This window comes from Paenarthrobacter sp. NCHU4564 (assembly GCF_052156435.1).
In the GTDB taxonomy this organism is placed as follows: Bacteria; Actinomycetota; Actinomycetes; order Actinomycetales; family Micrococcaceae; genus Arthrobacter.
This window is the reverse complement of sequence record NZ_JBQLIS010000003.1, coordinates 65,440-83,217: the sequence shown is the minus strand read 5'-3', so window position 1 is coordinate 83,217 and position 17,778 is coordinate 65,440. Positions and strand designations below refer to the sequence as shown.

Annotated in this window: 17 protein-coding genes; 5 read left to right on the top strand and 12 right to left on the bottom strand. The window is 64.7% G+C overall.

Translation table 11 applies throughout. The features are described from left to right. Window positions 1-66 precede the first annotated feature (66 nt). The 10 genes from ACSVIE_RS04390 to ACSVIE_RS04345 form a co-directional block, all read right to left on the bottom strand. Window positions 67-1,101 carry a carbohydrate ABC transporter permease gene (locus ACSVIE_RS04390; protein WP_426004749.1) on the bottom strand — a complete coding sequence of 345 codons (1,035 nt, stop codon included), beginning with the start codon at window positions 1,099-1,101 and terminating at the stop codon, window positions 67-69. Beyond that, entirely contained in the window at window positions 1,101-1,988 is an 888-nt protein-coding gene (locus ACSVIE_RS04385; RefSeq protein ID WP_426004747.1) for a carbohydrate ABC transporter permease, read from the bottom strand. The genes ACSVIE_RS04390 and ACSVIE_RS04385 overlap by 1 nt, the downstream gene beginning before the upstream one ends. A 99-nt stretch (window positions 1,989-2,087) precedes the next feature. Further along, the gene (locus ACSVIE_RS04380) at window positions 2,088-3,374 is read right to left on the bottom strand and encodes an ABC transporter substrate-binding protein (protein ID WP_442423116.1); all 1,287 of its coding nucleotides are present in this window, start codon (window positions 3,372-3,374) and stop codon (window positions 2,088-2,090) included. Between the two features lie 834 nt (window positions 3,375-4,208). Then, entirely contained in the window at window positions 4,209-5,213 is a 1,005-nt protein-coding gene (locus ACSVIE_RS04375; protein WP_442423115.1) for a hydroxyacid dehydrogenase, read from the bottom strand. Continuing rightward, on the bottom strand, window positions 5,210-6,163 hold the full coding sequence (locus ACSVIE_RS04370) for a carbohydrate ABC transporter permease (protein ID WP_426004743.1): 954 nt from the start codon (window positions 6,161-6,163) through the stop codon (window positions 5,210-5,212). The genes ACSVIE_RS04375 and ACSVIE_RS04370 overlap by 4 nt, the downstream gene beginning before the upstream one ends. Next, entirely contained in the window at window positions 6,160-7,080 is a 921-nt protein-coding gene (locus ACSVIE_RS04365; protein ID WP_426004742.1) for a carbohydrate ABC transporter permease, read from the bottom strand. The genes ACSVIE_RS04370 and ACSVIE_RS04365 overlap by 4 nt, the downstream gene beginning before the upstream one ends. Window positions 7,081-7,144: 64 nt before the next feature. Continuing rightward, on the bottom strand, window positions 7,145-8,452 hold the full coding sequence (locus ACSVIE_RS04360) for an ABC transporter substrate-binding protein (RefSeq protein ID WP_426004740.1): 1,308 nt from the start codon (window positions 8,450-8,452) through the stop codon (window positions 7,145-7,147). A gap of 182 nt (window positions 8,453-8,634) precedes the next feature. Further along, the gene (locus tag ACSVIE_RS04355; RefSeq protein ID WP_426004739.1) at window positions 8,635-9,816 is read right to left on the bottom strand and encodes a substrate-binding domain-containing protein; all 1,182 of its coding nucleotides are present in this window, start codon (window positions 9,814-9,816) and stop codon (window positions 8,635-8,637) included. A gap of 85 nt (window positions 9,817-9,901) precedes the next feature. Beyond that, window positions 9,902-12,403 carry a hypothetical protein gene (locus tag ACSVIE_RS04350; protein ID WP_442423114.1) on the bottom strand — a complete coding sequence of 834 codons (2,502 nt, stop codon included), beginning with the start codon at window positions 12,401-12,403 and terminating at the stop codon, window positions 9,902-9,904. 3 nt (window positions 12,404-12,406) lie between these two features. Further along, a complete protein-coding gene (locus ACSVIE_RS04345) occupies window positions 12,407-13,096 on the bottom strand; it encodes a peptidoglycan-binding protein (RefSeq protein WP_426004736.1) in 690 nt (229 codons plus the stop codon). A 292-nt stretch (window positions 13,097-13,388) separates the two neighbouring features. Between ACSVIE_RS04345 and ACSVIE_RS04340 the strand changes: the two genes are divergently transcribed. The 5 genes from ACSVIE_RS04340 to ACSVIE_RS04320 all read left to right on the top strand — a co-directional run bounded on the left by ACSVIE_RS04340 (window position 13,389) and on the right by ACSVIE_RS04320 (window position 16,856). Further along, window positions 13,389-13,682, top strand: coding sequence for a hypothetical protein (locus ACSVIE_RS04340; RefSeq protein WP_426004735.1), 294 nt, complete (start codon window positions 13,389-13,391; stop codon window positions 13,680-13,682). Between the two features lie 283 nt (window positions 13,683-13,965). Further along, entirely contained in the window at window positions 13,966-14,160 is a 195-nt protein-coding gene (locus ACSVIE_RS04335; protein WP_442423113.1) for a hypothetical protein, read from the top strand. A 176-nt stretch (window positions 14,161-14,336) separates the two neighbouring features. Then, window positions 14,337-15,140: a DUF1206 domain-containing protein gene (locus tag ACSVIE_RS04330; protein ID WP_442423242.1), complete on the top strand. Its 804-nt coding sequence runs from the start codon at window positions 14,337-14,339 to the stop codon at window positions 15,138-15,140. Between the two features lie 130 nt (window positions 15,141-15,270). Then, entirely contained in the window at window positions 15,271-16,233 is a 963-nt protein-coding gene (locus ACSVIE_RS04325; RefSeq protein ID WP_426004732.1) for an SDR family oxidoreductase, read from the top strand. A gap of 50 nt (window positions 16,234-16,283) precedes the next feature. Beyond that, a complete protein-coding gene (locus ACSVIE_RS04320; RefSeq protein WP_442423112.1) occupies window positions 16,284-16,856 on the top strand; it encodes a cysteine hydrolase family protein in 573 nt (190 codons plus the stop codon). A gap of 257 nt (window positions 16,857-17,113) precedes the next feature. Here ACSVIE_RS04320 and ACSVIE_RS04315 read toward each other — a convergent pair whose 3' ends face one another. After that, window positions 17,114-17,374, bottom strand: coding sequence for a hypothetical protein (locus ACSVIE_RS04315; RefSeq protein ID WP_426004730.1), 261 nt, complete (start codon window positions 17,372-17,374; stop codon window positions 17,114-17,116). After that, window positions 17,367-17,639: a GlsB/YeaQ/YmgE family stress response membrane protein gene (locus ACSVIE_RS04310; RefSeq protein WP_426004729.1), complete on the bottom strand. Its 273-nt coding sequence runs from the start codon at window positions 17,637-17,639 to the stop codon at window positions 17,367-17,369. The genes ACSVIE_RS04315 and ACSVIE_RS04310 overlap by 8 nt, the downstream gene beginning before the upstream one ends. Window positions 17,640-17,778 lie beyond the last annotated feature (139 nt).

Genomic DNA, 17,778 nt, shown 5'->3' with positions numbered 1-17,778 from the left:
GTTTGTGATGCCCGGGTGGGGCTATCAGTAGGCTACTTCGTTGTCGGTGTGCTGGCCGTGCAGGAGTCAGCCCTTGACCGCGCCAAGCGTCATGCCCGCCACGATCTTCCGTTGCAGCAGCAGGGTCAACAGGATGACCGGGATCGAGTACACGGCCGCGAGGGCCGTCATGGAACCCCAGTCGAGCCCGAACTGCGTTTGGAAGTTGGCGATCACCACGGGCGTGGTCTGCGAACGGATGGCGGTCATGAGCAGTGCGAACAGGAACTCGTTCCATGACGCCAGGAAGGCGAAGATCGCCGTCACCGCAATGCCGCCCGAGACCACCGGGATCACCACCCGCCAGAGGGCGCCCAACCGGCTGCAGCCATCCACGGTGGCCGCTTCTTCCAGGTCCCGCGGGACGGCTTCGAAGAAGCTGGACATCAGCCAGATGGACAGGGGCAGCGAGATGGTAGTGTGCGCGATCGACAAGGCAATGGGCGTGTCGGCCAAGCCCACCGACGCCATCATGGACGCCAGCGGGATACCGATCGCCACCGGCGGAACCATACGGGTCACCAGGGCGGCCATGATGAACACCCGGCCACTCGGTGTCTTGTAGCGGGTGATGCCGTAGGCCGCAGGTATGGCCAGGACCAAGGACAGCAACGTGCTGATCACGGCCGTCTGGATGCTGTTGATGAACGACGCCACCACCCCGCCCCGGCCCAGCGCGTTCACGTAGTTCTCCAGCGTCCATTCCTTGGGCAGGATGGTCGGAGGGACGGCGATGGTGTCGATCGGCGTCTTGAACGAGGTAAACAGCAGGTACAGGAACGGGAAGCCGTACAGCACCATGGCCGCGGCCAACAGGATCCACAGGATGGTCCGGGTGCTGCGGCGGCCTGCTTCCAGGCCTTCCCGGTTGACCCCGCGCCGCCTGCGCGGCGGTTGCGCATTGGAGACGTTCGACGCCGGCAGCCCGGGCCCGGTGTTTACGGCGGTTTCGCGGGGGTGCTTCGCCGCGGCGACCCGTGTGGCGATTCCGTTGCCGCGCTGCGGTGGGACAGAAGCAGGACCCCGCCTGCCGCCGTCGTACGTGGACTCTGCGGTGCTCATCAGCTGTCCTTTCCTGGCCGCCAAATGGTGGCCACCGCGAAGAAGGCGACGGCGAGCATCGCGAGGAGGTAGATGGTGCCCATGGCGCTCGCCAGGCCCGGATCGCCGAAGCGGATCATGGTGCGGTAGATCAGCAGGCTCATGGTCTCGGAGGCCGACTGCGGGCCGCCGTTGGTCTGGATGAGGATGGTGTCGAAGGCCCTCGCGGCGTCGATTCCACGGACCACCAGCGCCACGGCGATCACAGGCCGCAGGAGCGGGATGATGATCCGGAACAGGAGTGCCGGGGCTCGGGCACCGTCAAGGCGGGCTGCCTCGATCAGGTCGCCGGGGATGTTCTGGAGGCCCGCGAAGAGCACCAGGCACATGAAGGACGTAGTGAGCCAGATATCCGGGATGGCCACCGAGAACAGCACGATGCTTGGGTCGGACAGCCAGCCGATCTGGTTCGGGTCCGAGAGGATCCCCGCCTGGTGGAGGAGGGTTCCGATGAGTCCGAAGTTGTCGATCATCAGGAACTTCCAGAGCAGGCCGGCCACGATCGGGGCGATCATCAGCGGGTACAGGAAGACGGTCCGCCAGATCTGGGACTTCTTGCCCAAAGCGGTGAAAAGCAACGCCATGCCGAGCCCGAGCGCGAACTCGAGGGTCACTACCACCACCGTGTAGGCGAGGGTCCGCCAGCCCGCGCTGGTGAAGGCTTCGGACGTGAAAGCCGTGACGTAGTTCTGGAAGCCCACGAAGTCGCGGGGACCGCCGGCGATGGGCGAGATCTTGAAGAAGCTGTCAGCCACCAGGCGGAACAGCGGGTAGGCGACGAAAACGGCCAGGAACAGGGCCGCAGGCGTCATCAGGAAGAGGGCAAAGCGGCGATCGGAGATACGCACGGTTTTCTTTTCTGCTGGGTTGTTTTCTGCTGGGTGTTTCTCTGTGTGGTGCCGCGGCCGGCACTGCTTTGGGGTTCCGGCGGTGCCGGCCGCGGAGTCTTACTTCAGGAGGTCCTGGATCTGCTTCTTGGCATCTGCCAGGAGGGCCGAGGTGTCTCCGCCGGCCACTGCCTTCTGCAGCAGCGGGACCAGGACGGTGTCAACGATTTGCTGCCATTTGGCTGTCGCCGGACGGGTTGCCGTGGCAGGGGCGTTCAGGGTCTCGATCAGCGGCTTGAAGCTCTCGTAGCCGGGCTGGTCCTGGTACTTCTCGAAGGCACTGATCCTGGACGCCAGACCGAGCTTGGAGTCGATGCCCATGCTGTTGTGGTCGTAGGCGCACTTCACGAACTTCTTGGCAGCCTCGGTGTTCTTGGTCGCCTTGGGAACTGACAGGTACCACGGTCCCGGAACACCCGCGACGCCGGCGCTGCCGCCAACCATCGCTGCGGCACCCACTTTTCCTGCAACCGGGGAATCGGCGGGGATCTGGCGGTAGGCGTGGGCCCAGAAGCGCGTCATGGCTGTCTTGCCCTGGTTGAACAGGTTCTGCGCTGCTGCCCAGTCGACCTGTGCTGCACCGCTCGGGGCGGACTTAGTGAGGCTTACGTAGAAGTCCAGGGCTTCCTTGTGGGCGGCATTGTCGATGACTACGTTGTTGTCCTTGTCCAACACCATGGGGGACCCGGCCTGGAGCACGTGGGCCAGCCATTCGGTTTCCACGGCACCCTTGACGTCCGTGCCGAACATGCCGTCCTTGGTGAAGAATTCGGAGATGTCCTGGTACTGCTTCCAGGTCTTGGGGGCCGCCAATTCGTAGCCGTACTTGGCTTGGAAGTCAGCCTTGTTCTTGGCGTCCTCGAACAGGTCCTTGCGGTACAGGATGATCTCGGCATTGGTCCAGGCCGGCATGCCGATGAAGTGGCCGTCCACGTTGGCTTCCTTCACCAGGGCCGGGAAGATGTCCTTCTTGGCCTCGTCGGTGAAGAGCTCGTCGATGGGCTGGACGGCGTCCTTGAAGCTGGGGAGCCACACGGAGTCCAGGGCGGCCACGTCAAAGGAGACGTTGCCGGAGGAGAACTCGCTGGAGAGGCGGTTGAACATGCCGTCGTAAGGGAGTTCGACAAAGTTGACCTCGACGCCGGCGTCTTTCTTGCATTGCTCGGCTACGCCGGTGAGCTCGGCATGGCCGCCGGCTTCCACCAGGACATTGATCGAACTTGAGCCGCCGGATCCACTGGAGGATGGTGCGGGGCCGCCAGCGCCACAACCGGTGGCAACGAGTGCGACGGCGGTGCACAGCCCGCCAAGGGTGACGAGCTTGGAGATGGTCTTTCGAGTGGACATCGCTGTCGACTCACTTTCTCTTGAACGGAAATTGCAGAGAGATGGTGGGGATTGCTTTTGGCTTTGAAAAATCGTTTTGCCAAAACGACTTGGCAACGACATTAGGGCCGGCTGGGCAGACGTGTCAACGGTGTTCGCAGAAAATTTTCGACCCCTTGACGGAGGGGATTTTCTGGTTCTAAAGTGATCGGCGCTAGACGGCAAATCGTTTTGGCGCGGATTGGCTGATTTGGCATTTGTTTGGCATGTGGTCCGGCCTGCGTGGGGCGCACCCGTACCCTGGGATGACCGACGTGGGCCGCACCCGTTTGCGCCGATCGCACCCGTCATCCTGGGTGCATAGGGCGGCAAAGGGTGCAGTGCACTCCACGAAGGGGTGCTTGGGGCGGCAAAGGGTGCGCTGCACTCCAGGAAGGGGTGCGCCTGGCGGAAGCGGGTGCGCCTGCAACTTTGGCTGCGCGTCCGTTTGCGCCGATCGCACCCGTACCCCGGGATGACCGACGTGGGCCGCACCCGTGTGCGCCGATCGCACCGTACCCCGGGATGACCGACGTAGGCCGCACCCGTGTGCGCCGATCGCACCCATAATCCTGGGTGCGTGGGGCGGGAAAGGGCGCAGTGCATTCCACGAAGGGGTGCATGGGGCGGCAAAGGGTGCGGTGCATTCCACGAAGCGGTGCGTGGGGCGGGAAAGGGTGCGCTGCGTTCCACGAAGGGGTGCGCCTACACCACGTAATCCGACCCGGCGAACAGGAAGAAGGCCAAAGAGGACAAGACGCACACCGCGGGTTTCCGCCCTGGTGACAGCCGCCGTCGTGCGTTCCGCCCGGACCGTCAGGCAGTAAAGGCGAGGTCCTCCACCCGCACCGGGAACCGCAGAGGTTCGCCCCGTGCCAGGCGGAGTGCTTCGGCCACGGCACTCGACGCCATCCTCTCCAGTTCATTGCCCAACGACCCTGCTACGTGCGGTGTCAGCAGGACATTGGGGTGGGTGTAGAACGCCGAATCCGAGGGGAGCACCCATGGTGTGGTGACATCCAGGATTGCGTACAGGTCCCCGCTCTGAATCCGGGCCAGCAGTGCATCCTGGTCCACCAACTCGCCGCGGGCTGTGTTGATGAAAGTGGCCCCGGGACGCAACCGCCGGATCAGCTCCGCATCGATCAGGTTCCTGGTGGACGGCAACGACGGCGCGTGGAGGCTCACGATGTCTGACGTCGCCACGAGCTGGTCCAGGCTCACGCGTTCGACGCCGAGAGCACCGGCCTCAGCCTCGGTGAGGTACGGATCCGCCACCACGATGTCCAGCTCGTAGTCGCGCAGGAGCCGGATGACATGCCGGCCAATCCTGGAGGCACCGATGATCCCAACGCGCTTGCGGTAGTTGCCCATGTCCGGGAAAAGCTGTTCCGGGAGGACCTCCGCGTGGGTGGTGTGCAGCACGCGGGCAATCTGGAGGACGCGCTTGTTGGCCAGGACGATCATGGCCACTGTGTACTCGGCAACGGGGATGGCGTTGGCATCCGCGGCCGAGCTGACCTGGATGCCGCGCTCCCAGCACGCGGCACCGATGTGGTGTTTCACGCTTCCGGCGGCGTGAAGGACGTATTTAAGCTGTGGCGCGTGATCCAGGACGTCATCATCGATCATCGGGCAGCCCCAGCCGGTGAGGAGGATGTCGGTTTCCCGCAGGACAGCTTGCGCCCGCTGGGTGCGGAAATCCTGGAGGGGGTCCCGGCTCAGGAGGGTGAGCGAGGGCTCCAGCGGATCCAGGCTGCGGGCCGGGAAGACGGCGCGTGCCGTTTGGGCCGGCATGGCCAGGGCCACTTTCAGTGTCACTTGACGCTCCCTGCGGTGAGGCCGGATTTCCAGAAGCGTTGCAGCATGATGAAAGCTACCAACAGCGGAATGACCGAGAGCAGCGAGCCGGTGATCACCATGGGCGTGAACTCCGGTTGCGGGACGGAGTACCCCTGCCAGATGGAGATGCCGACGCTGACAGGAAGCAGTTGCTGGTCCTGCAACATGACGAGCGGGAGCATGAAGTTGTTCCAGACGCCGACGAACTGGAAGAGCGCGATGGTGATGTAGCCGGGCATCATCATCGGCAGTCCCAGGGAGAAGAAGGAGCGGATCGGCCCGGCGCCATCCACCCTGGCTGCTTCCAGGGTTTCCGCCGGAACGTACGCCGCCGAGTAGACCCTTGCCAGGTACACGCCGAACGGGTTGCACAGGACCGGGATCAGGATGGCCCAGATGGTGTTGGTGATCCCGAAGACCGAGGCCAGGAGGTACATCGGCAGCACGGTTGCTGTGTTGGGGATCAGGACGCCCACCAGGACCACCCCAAAGAATGAGTCCTTGCCGCGGAACTGGAATTTGTCGAACGCATACCCGGCCATGACCGAGATCAGCCCGCCGAAAACAGCCCCGAACGCTGCATAGAACATCGAGTTGGCCATCCAGCGGAGGAACATGCCGCCGTCCTGGGTGATGACAGCGCTGACGTTGTCGAAGAACGCTGGCTGCCCGAAGGCGTAGGCAGCCGTCGCGTAGAGGTCGGAGGCGTTCTTGGTGGAGGCAAAGAACAACCACAGAACAGGGAGGACCATGTAAGCGCACCCGAGGAGCAGGAGCGCGTTGACGGTAAAGGCACTGGCGAACGCGCCCGGACGGACCTTGTGGGTCCGGAGCCGGCCGGTCCTGCCGCTGCGGTGCGGTCCGCGCGGACCAACTGTGCTTCCGGAGACGGGTATGCCCGTGGGGCGGGTAGGAGTGGAGGTGCTCATGCCTTGTTCATCCTTGAGCTGAAGCGGGTCACGGCCCAGGACAGCACGGCGGCCATGAGCGCGATGATGATGGAGGCTGCTGCGGCCTGGTTCAGGTTGTGCCGGTTGAACGCGGCATCATAGGCCCACATATTGGGCACCCAGGTGCTGGTGACGGAGGCCGTGGCCTTGGAGATGATGGACGGCTCGGTGAACAGCTGCAGGGTTCCGATGATGGTGAACAGCATGATCACGCTCAGCGCCGGCAGGATTAGTGGCAGCTTGATGGACAAGGCAGCCCGGATTTCCCCGGCCCCGTCCACCCGGGCGGCTTCCAGGATTTCGCGGGGCACGGCCTGGAGTGCGGTGAAAAGGATGATCACGTTGTATCCCGTCCACTCCCATACGGCGATATTCACAATGGACGGCAGGATCATGTGGTTGTCCAGGAAATTCAAGGAGATACCGCCGCCCTCCAGGACCGAGACGATCGGGCTGACGCCGGGGGTGTAGAGGTAGGCCCAGATGAGGGCCGCAATGACTCCCGGCACGGCGTGGGGGAGGAACACCAGGAGCTGGAACAGCTTCCTGGCCCGCGCGACGGCGGAATCCAGCAGGAGCGCGAAGGCCAGGGCGCCGCCCACCATGCACGGGATGTACAGCAGGCAGTACAGCGCGAGCCTGCCGATGCCGCCCACGAAACTCTCGGACTGAAGGACCTGAAGGTAGTTCTCCAGGCCAACGAACGTGGTCTTTGCCTCGCCGAAGCCCAGGCCCGACTTCTGCTGGGCGTAAAAGCTGAGGACGATCGAGTAGACCACCGGTGCCACCATGGCCAGGGTGAACACGCTGAAGAAGGGAACCAGGAACAGGGCTGCGGTCCGGCCGCCCGTTCCGGCCATGGCCCGCGATGCAGGGGGCGCTTTGGTGTGTGCCATTGTTTATCTCCTCGCCGGCGGGGCGGCTTCCCCGGAAGTGGGGAAGCCACCTTGCCGCGCGGGCCTACTCCTTGACGGAGAGGCCGTTCTGCTTGAGTCCGGCCACCGTGGCGGTTTGCGCGGTTTGCACGGCGTTGACGACTTTTCCGCCGGTGGTCAGCTTGGCGTAGGCGTCCTTGAGGGCGGTGTTGGTGATGTCCCAGTTGGGACCCCACTGCCACCCCGGAACGATCGTGGAATAGGCCTTGTCGAAGACCTCGTAAATATCGTTTCCGAAGAAGCCGGCGTCGAATGCTTCCTGCGCCACGGGCGTGAGTCCGGGGAAGGCCAGGTACGCCGACCCGGTGTTACCCCTGGCCTTGATCGCATCAGGGCTGGTGGCCAGGTACTCGATGAACTTCGCGGCAGCGGCGGGGTTCTTGCTGCTCTTGGTGATATTGAAGCTGGATCCACCGTAGAAGGCGTCTGCCGGGGTGCCCCAGTGGGGAACTTCCGCTGCGATCCACTGGCCTTTCTGGCCGCTGGCTTCGGTCCGCTTTTGGATGCCGGTGGCGCTCCAATTGGCTCCCAGGACACCCACGACGGCGCCACTTGCCAAATCTGCCGACCATTCGTCACTGAAGGACTGCTGGACCTTGACGATCTTCTGGTCGATCAGCTTCTGCCAATACGCGCCGACCTTCCGGGTGGCTTCGTCGTTGATGCCAACCTTCCAGCTGTCGCCCTCGGTACCGAACCACTTGGCGCCGGCCTGCCAGGACAAAGCGGCCGTGAGGGTTGCCTCGTTGGGGTTGAAGCTGGCCAAATGGGCTTCCGGCGCGACGGCCTTGATCTTGCGGCCCGCCTCCTCGAACTCCTCCCAGGTGGAGGGAACTCCGACGCCGGCCTTGTCCAGCATGTCTTTCCGGTACCACATGATCATGGGGGCCGCGTCGTAGGGGAGTGCGTAGGTCTGGTCGCCCAGCTGCACCAGGGACCTTGTTCCATCGGTCAGCTTGTCCACGGTCGCAGACTTGTCGATCAGGCCATCCAGCGGCTGGAGTTGGCCGTTGCTGACAAATTGCGGAAGCTGGGCGTACTCGATCGTGGCGACGTCCGGGCCGTTGCCGGCTGTGATGGCGGTTGACAGCTTGGCATAGCCGCCTGCCGCCCCGTTCGGCACTGTTTCGAATGTGACCTTGATCTTGTCCTGGCTGGCGTTGAAGGCCTCGGCGACCTTGTCCATCCCGGCCAACGAGGACCAGAACGTGATGTTTCCGGACGGGTCCTGTGTTGGGGTGGGTGCGGCGGCCGGGGTGCTGCCGCATCCGGTTACCAAGGCGGCACTGGCCATCAGGCTGGCCGCCCCAAGCAGAAGCTGGCGACGCTTCATTCTGTTCTCCTTTGAAGTTCACGATGCGAAGTCGTGGTGTGCTCTAGGCACGTTGTGACTGAGCACCATGCAATACCCAAAAGTGAACATGAGCAATGAAGTAAACAGAAGTGAACAACCCGGCGCGGCTCGCTGAGCTGACGCTCGATGGCAACCTGGAGCACAAACAGCCAGCTCGCGGGCTAGGGTTCCGTCGAGTCCCTGACCACAAGTGCGGGTGACAGGTTGACGCGCTGGAGGGCGCTGGTGCTGCCGCGGCGGACCCCCAACCTGTTGAGGCACATCACCAAAGCCTGGTGGCCGACGTCGTACTTTGGTGGTGCCACCGCTGTGAGGGGAACGGCCCCCAAAGCCGCAATTTCGTCGTCGTAGGCCACAATGGCGAGCTTGCCAGGAACGGGAAGGTCCCGCTCCTGGCACACGCTGGCGAACTGGAGGGCGTCTTCATCCGTATGGACCAGCGCCGCGGTGACACCGGAGGCGGCGCACCAGTCGAGGATGCCGCCCACCATCAACCGATGGGCCTGCGGATCGTTTTGGGCGCGCGTCATGGTGCGCACTATGGAATCGTCGCGCGGCTTGCCTGCCCGCTCCAAGGCGAGGTGGAAACCTTCGATCAGCGGCGGGGCCGTGGGGCTGTTTTCCCGCAGGCACAAGGCGATCCGCTGGTGGCCGAGCCCGAGGAGGTGGTTGACCGCGATCTCGGCGCCGCGGACGTGGTCGCTCCGGACTGCTTCCAAGCGGCCATGGTCCAGCGCGTTGTCGATGGACCGCTCCACCACCACCACGGGAACCTCCGCCTGGGCCAGCAGTTCCAGCGTCTCCGTGCCGGCCAGGGACGTTGCACTGGGCGTGATGAGGATGCCGTCCACGCCGTGGTCGTACAAGCGTCGCAACTGCCGCTGCTCCTCTGCCTCCGAATAGTTGGAGACGCCCAGGACCAGGCGGACGCCCGCCTCCTGCGCTGCGGCCTCGGCACCGCGGATCACCCCGGGGAAGTAGTACGACGCCGATGGCACGATCATCCCGATCGTCGCCAACGGCCTCCTTCCGCCGGGCCGCCACGAGGTTTTGCGGACGGCCCCGGCGCCGGGGGAGGGCGCCCAGTTGGAAAGCGCGGCGCTGGAGGGCGCCCCGGCGGGAAGCGCGCCGCTGGAGGGTGCCCCGCTGGAGATGGCCCGGCCACCCGGGGGAACTGCTCCGCCATGGACCCGCTCCAGCAGCCCCTGTTCGGCCAGCAGGGCCAGGTCCCGCCGCACTGTCATGCCGGACGTCCCCAGCTTGGCGGCGAATTCGGCGGCATTGACGGACCCGTACAGGGCCAGTTCCCGCAGGATGAGCTGTTGGCGGTCCTCGGACAACATTGGTGGCCTCCGCAGCGATCGTTCACTTGTGTTCAGTTGTTCATTATTGCCTACAACCGGACGGAGTGCTGGGGAGGCGCCGCGCCTAGCCGTCCGTGCCCGGGGCCGGCGTCGTTGGTCCTGCTCCGGCCGGAGCCTGGGAAGGAGACGGGGCGGGAGTGATGGCTGGCGGGGCACTCACTGAAGGGGCTGGCTGGGGTTGTGCCGGTGACGGCACGGCCGTGGATGCGGGGACAGCAGGCGCGGGCGAGGCCGACGCCGCAGGCGAGGCCGGCGCAGCAGACGAGGGTTGGGGCGGAAGTGCTGTACCGGTTCCCGGTCCCTGTGAAGGGGCCTGTGATGGCGTCGTGTGCGGATTGGTTGGCGAGGCAGTGCCGTCGGATGCAGGTGTTCCGCCAGCGCCGGGGTCGGACCGGATGAGCTGCGCGATCCGGTCCTTGTAAGCGGAGAGGCGGGACTGCAGCTCGGACAAGGGAACGTTGCGGAGGTTCCGTCCGAATTCGGCGATCTCCTGCCACAGGGCCTCTAGCGTGGACATGCCTTCCGGGCTGAGCGGGCCGTCCAGGGTCAGCACCAGTTGACTGGCCAGCGCGTACGTGACGCAGGAAAGGCAGCCGTAGTTGGCCGCGGCGGACAGGTTCCGGGGCACCACCACATCGGCCTGCCCCAGGACCAGCACCACTTGGAAGCCCACCGCAATGGCAGCACATCCGGCGCAGGACGCGAAGGCATACGCTTCGTTGGTTGTGTCCACAGCTTTTGTGCCGTCCGCCCAGACCAGGGCGAAGGCCACGTCGTAGACAACAGAGCCGTCCGTGGTATTGACGGCCAGTGCCTGGTTGCCGTCCGCTTCTGGCGCCTGCGGTTTGTCGAAAGGGAAAACCCACGACGGCGGCACGCGGCTTTCGGCGCCGGCACCCGGGCCGGGGGACACGCTGCCGGTCTGTGCCGTGCCGGTCCGGGGTACCAGGACCAGGCTGAGCTGGGGGTTGTCGCGTGTAGGCAACGACAGCCCCTCCGGCCACAGGGTCACTGTCTGGCCGGGCCTGCCCTCTGACAACCCGGCCGGGCCGGCAGCAGACGAGATGGCGGGAGCGGCGTCCAGGAGTGTTCCGCGCTCATAGGGCCTCACTGGCGTATAGGTGCCTGGAGCCGGCCACCATGCCCAGGCAAGTCCGGCAGCTACTGCTGCGACAGCCACCAGTGCCACGGCGCGTTGGCCTGCCTTCCCCCGGGTTTTGCGCCACAAGCCTCGAAGGAACTGGCGCAGCAGGCGCACCAGCATGTAGCTGATTCCCGCAATGGGCAGGGCGATGGCCAAGAGCGCGAGCACCTGCGCACCAGCACCGGCGAGGTCGCCGTTGGCCGCGCGTTCGGCCAGTGAAGCATAGTGGCCCGTGGCGCTTGCCCACGCAGTTCCTAGCAGCCGGGGCAGGGCAACAACCAGCAGCAGGAGGCTGATGACCAGGAGGGGCACTGTCACCAGCACCCACACGCTGACCACGGCCCGGGCCCACGGCTTCAGCGCTTGTGCCTCCGGGTTTTTCCTGTGCCTGGGAAGCAATGCCAGGAGCGTGGGCTTGATGCGGTGGAAGAGGTCCGGAACCCCGGTGGCATCAGCCAAAATGTGGTAACCGTCGAACCTGAGCAGCGGCAGGAGCTGACGCACCATCTGCAGTACCTGGGTGACAATCACCAGCAACCACGCGTCGTCGTGGGTCAGGAACCACACTGCCATGATGCCCACGGCGGTGATGGCATTGAAATAAAGGCCGCCCAGGTCCGTCCGCAGGCGGCCGCCGCGGCCCAGCCGGTAGGAATCGGTCACGTCCGTAAAGAAGGCGGGCCACACCAGGTACAACCCGGCCCCCATCCTCCCTGGAGCGGCCCCGCCACGGGCGGCGGCGGCAGCGTGGCCGAACTCGTGGAACCCGGCGGAGAGGATGGTTACGCAGAACACCAGCAGCAGGAGTCCCGGATTGTCAAAGGCGTTGTGTGTTGCCGAGGCGAGTCCCTTGACCATCAGAACCCACCAGCATGCGGCCAGGAAGGCTGCCGTGACGGCGAAGACGATGAAGGGATGGAACAGGATGGCGAAGGGTGCGGTCAACCGCCGCGTCATGGACGGGTCGGTCACGGTGAAGCGGAACCGCATGCCCAGCAGGGGGTCGGCCCGCTTCAACCCGGGCTGGGAGCCGTCGGCCAACTGGAGCAGCCCCAGGGGCAGAAGGTGGGAGGCCATCAGGGCGGCAACATTTCCTGCGGTGACGTGTTTGCCGAACCGGGGCGTCACCTCCGCGGCGATCTCATCCAGCGTCCGGGTGCCGTTGGAAGCCTCGAGCACCATGAACAGCAAACTGGTCAGTTGCAGGACCTGGCCGTCAGCGCGCCGGACCAGCGACGGCGGTTCGCGGTAGCCCGAACCCTTCGTCTCACCCAGCAACTGCACACCATCGGCCAGGACGGGCAGCTCCGGCACATTCGCCAGGTCAGGCTGTTGTTTTTCGGGCAGCGCATTTTCTCCGGGCAGCGCGGAGGTGTGCGGCGGGCCGCCCGTGGTGGACGGCCCGCCGTCGGCGATCCTCATGGGCTACTGCTGCAGGTCGGACTGCTGGTTGGCGTTGGCTGTCGCTTCGCCTTCGATGTTTTGGTTGATGATGGCGTCCTGCTGCGACACGGCAGTGGCGCTGCTGTCGATGGAGCCGATGTTGGCCGCCACGGCTGCGTCGATCGGCGCTGCCACGTTCGCGTTTGCGGCGACAGCACCGTTGATCGGCGCGGCGATATCCGCATCGGCGTCCAGGTCCACGTTGACGTTCAGCAGGTCGCCGTCCAGGGCTGCTGTTGGGTCGGTGGGGAGGGCGCCGAGGTCAGTGGCCCCGTCGGTGTCGCCAGCCGGGGCAGCGGCGTCGTCACCGGTTGGCGCGGCGGTGGTCCCGCCGTCGATCGTGTCATTGCCTTGGTCGATCGCGCTGTCCTGGGCTGATTCAGCTGCGGCGTCGGCGGCGATGTTCTGGTCAATAAGGACACCCTGATCGGACAGCGCCTGGGCCTCGGAACCGAAGGAAAGGATGTTTGCTGCGGCAGCGGCATCGATGGGTGCCGCGACGTTGGCGTTGGCCGCTACAGCGAGGTCGATCGGCGCGGCGGCGTCGATGGCGAGGTCGAGATCCGCGTTCAGGTCCAACACGGACGCTACCTCCTTGTCTGGGAGGGCGGTGCTTTGCTGCTGCAGCAATTCGTCGTCGGTCAGCGGGGGCAGATCCTGTTCGTTACTCACGTTCAGCTCCTCTCCGGCACCGGCCGGCCCTCCCCCCTCGGGCGGACTCCACGCCGGTGCGCCTCATGCGACTGAATAGTAAGCATATTGATCATTTATTGGAAAGCGGCGTTACGGCGTGACTGTTTCCGCCTCCTGGTCCGCCTGTCGGTCCCCGCTGCGGGCATCCCGACGGCGGTGCGCGGGGCGCGAATCCGGGGCCGCATCCTCCTTCATGGCTTTCTTCGGAATTTTAGTTAGAATTCCGTATAACTAGCTAAACAAGCTAGATGTCACCATAAGAGGAGTGATCATGACAGCAGTACTGAGTGGAGAAGCGCTACAGCAGTCAGAAACCGGCTCCTTGGTTGAAACCCGGACCCCGGACCATCGGCCCGTGGTGCTTCCGGGACTGGGAAGATCCGAACTGCTGGGCGCGGTCTGGACCGCATCGGCCCGGCTCGAGAGCCTTCAATGGGAGGTCGATGCAGCACAGAACGACATGAACCAGGCGCTTACTGCAGCAGCAGCTGCGGGGGCTCAACTGCCGGACCTCGCTGTCGCCTCAGGGATGAGTTTCGCGGACATCGAGCAACTGCTGGCCTGAACCAAACCCCTGCCGGTCATTGGCCCCAGGCGCGACCCCCGGACAGTCCAGAAGCGTGGCTGTGGGCCGGGGCGCCTTCAACGAGGAATACGGGACCGGCAGTACCTGGCGCGCAGGCTGCACCAGGCCTCCCCTTCAACCTTCCCGAAGCGCACTACGATCACGCGGGGCTGGAATCTTGAGCCAATCTTGAGATGACCCGGCGTGCTTCTTGAGGACCCCCACCCATGGTTGAACTAACAGCCAACCGTGCTGATGGGAAGCTCCGGGAAGGACCGCCGAAATGCCCGACCAGATCACTGACATGTCCGCCACGGGCGCAGCCCGCATGGCTCCCGAATCGTTCGGTGCCGACAAGGCCCTCAGGGCCGGCGAGCAGTCTGCCCAGTCGCGCCCCGGGACGTCCATCCGCGAGCAGTTCAACCCGCTGGGCGGTGGACTCGGCAGCATCTGGCCCCAGTCGGTCTGCGGGTACTAGTCCGCGGACATTAGGTCGCGGGGTAGTTGCCCGTAGGTACAGACCCGTCGGTACTGACCCGTCGGCAGCGCCGACCGCCGCACCTTTTGCAACACCCTGCGTGGCCTTCCCCTGTTCCAAAGTGGCACCATGGATCGCAGCCACAAACTGTCAGGAGGCTTGCCATTAAGGAAGAGATCAAGAAGGCCGCCGATGTGGCCGAAGAAGCCTCAAACTCGAAGATCCTGGAGATCGCGGCGCGCGCCGGGTATGCCGTCAGCGGCATCCTTCACGCGTTGATTGGCGGCATTGCCCTTCAACTGGCCTTCGGGAACAGCGGAGAAGCCGATGTCAGCGGAGCTGTCGCCCAACTCGCCCTGCAGCCTCTGGGTCCCTTGTTGCTGTGGGCCTGCTTCGGAGCCTGTGCTGCGCTGGCCCTCTGGCAACTGGGGAACGCCGTCCTAGGCCACCGCAGGGAATCCGACAACAAACCCGGGAAGCGATTTTCCGCGGCCGGGCAGGGGGTCCTCTTCGCGGCGCTCGCAGCCACCATCATGTCCTTCGTCGTCGGGCAGGGAAGCAGCAGCCGTGAGTCGACCAGTGACTTTACGCTGGCGCTCATCAAGAACCCCTTCGGAGTGGCACTCCTCCTTGGCATCGGTGTCGGAGTCATGGTGACAGGTGTGGTTTTCGCCGTCCGCGGTTTCAGGCGGACTTTCACCAAGGATCTCGTCTTGTCCTCCCACAAACCTGTTAGAAAGTTCCAGGTGGTGGTAGGGGTCGTGGGATACGTGGCCAAAGGCTTGGCGCTGCTCTTGGTGGGCTTGTTGGTTTTCGTCGCCACGATCCGCGCCGAGCCTGAGCAATCCACAGGCCTGGACGGAAGCCTGCGTGCCCTCAAGGAACAGCCGTATGGGCCCTACCTCCTTGCCGCAGTGGCCGTGGGACTGATCGCCTACGGTTTGTTCCTCATGGTGAAGGCGAAAACGCTCCGGACCTAGCGGGAACGGGTTTGGGAGGAACCCCCGCGGGGTACAGCTTGTGACGAGACGACCTTGCACGCCGTTGCGGCTGTGCGCGGCAGTAAGTGGGCAGGGTCGCGGCAACCAGACTTCCGGGAAGGGCAGAACCGTGAATCAAGCCAAGCCAAACAAGCCTGGGCAGCAGACCAATCCTGGCCGGCACTCCGGTGCCGAACAGTCCGGCCAGCGCCTTGATGCCCCACCTGCGGATCCCCGCACCGGGTACCATTCGGATGAATTCCCCCAACAGGAACAGGAACAGCCCGGCCTGACCAAGCCCCTCGAACCCCAGCCGGACCACGGCGAAGCCAGCTACGTGGGCCATGGGCGGCTTCAAGGCAAGACGGCACTTATCACCGGCGGTGACTCCGGGATTGGTGCCGCCGTGGCTATCGCCTACGCCCGTGAAGGCGCCAACGTGGCCATCAGCTATCTTCCGGAAGAGGAAGAAGATGCACAATCGACGGCGGAGTGGGTCCGCGAGTGCGGCGCCCAGGCTCTGTTGCTTCCCGGTGATGCCAGGGATCAAGGTTTCGCTGCCGACATCGTGGAACGAACGGTCCGGGAGCTCGGCGGGCTGAACATCGTGGTCCTGAACGCGGCCTACCAAAAGAACCGCGAAGGCCTGGAAACCATCCCCACGGACGAGTTCGACCGGGTCTTCAAAACCAATCTCTATTCCCTCATCTGGACGGCCCAGGCGGCCATACCCCATCTCCGCCCGGGTGCCTCGATCATCGTCACCGCCTCCATCCAGGCCTTCAATCCCTCGCCGCAGCTCGTGGATTACGCGATGACCAAGGCCGCCCAGGTCGCCTTCACCAAGGCCATGGCCCAGGAACTGGGGCCGAAGGGAATCCGGGTGAACGCAGTGGCCCCGGGACCTGTTTGGACCCCGCTCATTCCCGCTACCGAATGGCCGGACAAGCTCCCCACCTTCGGGCAGGACACGCCCTTGGGCCGTGCAGGCCAGCCCGCCGAGCTGGCTCCCGCCTACGTGCTCCTGGCATCCGATGAAAGCTCGTACATTTCCGGAGCCGTCCTTCCCGTCACGGGCGGTAAGGGCCTCTAGGGCCTCCTTCACCAGAATCCGACGCCGAACCCAAGGAAGTTGCCCAGCTTATGATCGCGGTACTCGTCATCGACATGCAGAATGCCTTCTTCGAGGAGCCGGTGCTGCAGCGGCGCCAGGAAGAAGTGGTAGCGGCCTGCAATTCCCTTACCAGCGCAGCCCGGGAGGCCGGGGCGAAGGTCCTGCTGGTGGGAACTGAGCATGAGCGCGACAAATCCACGTGGAGCCTGAACATGCTGGACGATGACCAGGGGTTCATCTTCCGGGGGAGCGATCAGGCCAGGTTCGTCCCGGGCTTGGTGACAGCCGACATACCCCAGATGGTCAAGACCAGGGACAGCGCGTTCATGGGCACCGACCTGGGGATGCGGTTGCGGAACTGGGAGGTGGAAACCGTCATCCTGGCGGGCGTCTCGGCGCACAACTGCATTGCCCAGACTGCGGCGGACGCCTTCGCCCATAACCTCCGCCTCATCTACGCTGCAGAGGCCATCGCGACGGAGAACCCGGAGGCTGCCGAGGCTGTCCTCCGGGTTCTGACCCGCGAGTACCGGCAACGGGTTTTGCCGCTGGACGAGATCAAGGCACTGTTCGGCTCCGGCCCTGCCGGCGCGGGCGCGTAAGCCCGCCAGCGGTCAGCGCCTGAGCCTGCGGCGGTCAGCGCCTGAGCCTGCGGCGGTCAGCGCCTGAGCCTGCGGCGGTCAGCGCCTAAGCCTTCCGGCGCCAGTACAACCCCGGGCGTCAGCCCTGACAAAAAGTCCTGCGCCTTGTGCCCAATAAGGAGCCGGGGCCGGACGCCGGAAACCCGGAGCTGCAATGTGCGGCTCCGGGTTCCTGGTTTTTCACTTGTTCGAAGGTCCTGGTTCAGGACTCCCGCATCTCACGGGCCGCTTGAACCGGATGCCTCCTCATCGGGCTCGGACGAGAAGGGCCTGTCCTCCGGGGTATCTTCGGTGTTGCGCTCATCGAGTTCTGCGTCCGCTGAGGGGACCGTCTTCTCGGCGTAGTCGCCTGCCGTGTAATCCCCGCCGGCGTCGTCCTTCAGCGCTTCAGGTGACACACCCGCGTCTCCGTAATCGCCGTTGTCGTACTGGCCTTCGCGTTCGCTCTTCGTGGGGTCGGGAACTCCGTGGTCAGCCATGGTGTGTCCGGCGGCGACCGGTGACCATGCCCCAGATCAGCAGCACGAGGATGGAGCCGCCGATTGCGAGGAGCCACGTCCTGATGGCAAAGAACTCGGTCAAACCTTCACCAAAGATGAGACCGCCGATCCAACCACCCAGCAAGGCGCCGACGACGCCGAGAAGGAGGGTGACCAGCCAACCGCCACCCTGGCGGCCGGGAAGAATAAGCTTTGCGATGGCTCCAGCCAAAAGGCCGAGCAGAAGAAAACCAAAGAAACCCATTTTTGCTCCTACTTTCTTGTTGATGGAAATTCCATGAACTCGGTGAAGCGGTTCAGCTCATCGGGTGTCCGCTACATGGGTAGGGTCACTCACGCCGGGCCGAATTCGGCTCGGCTGCACAATTGGGGATTTAGAACGG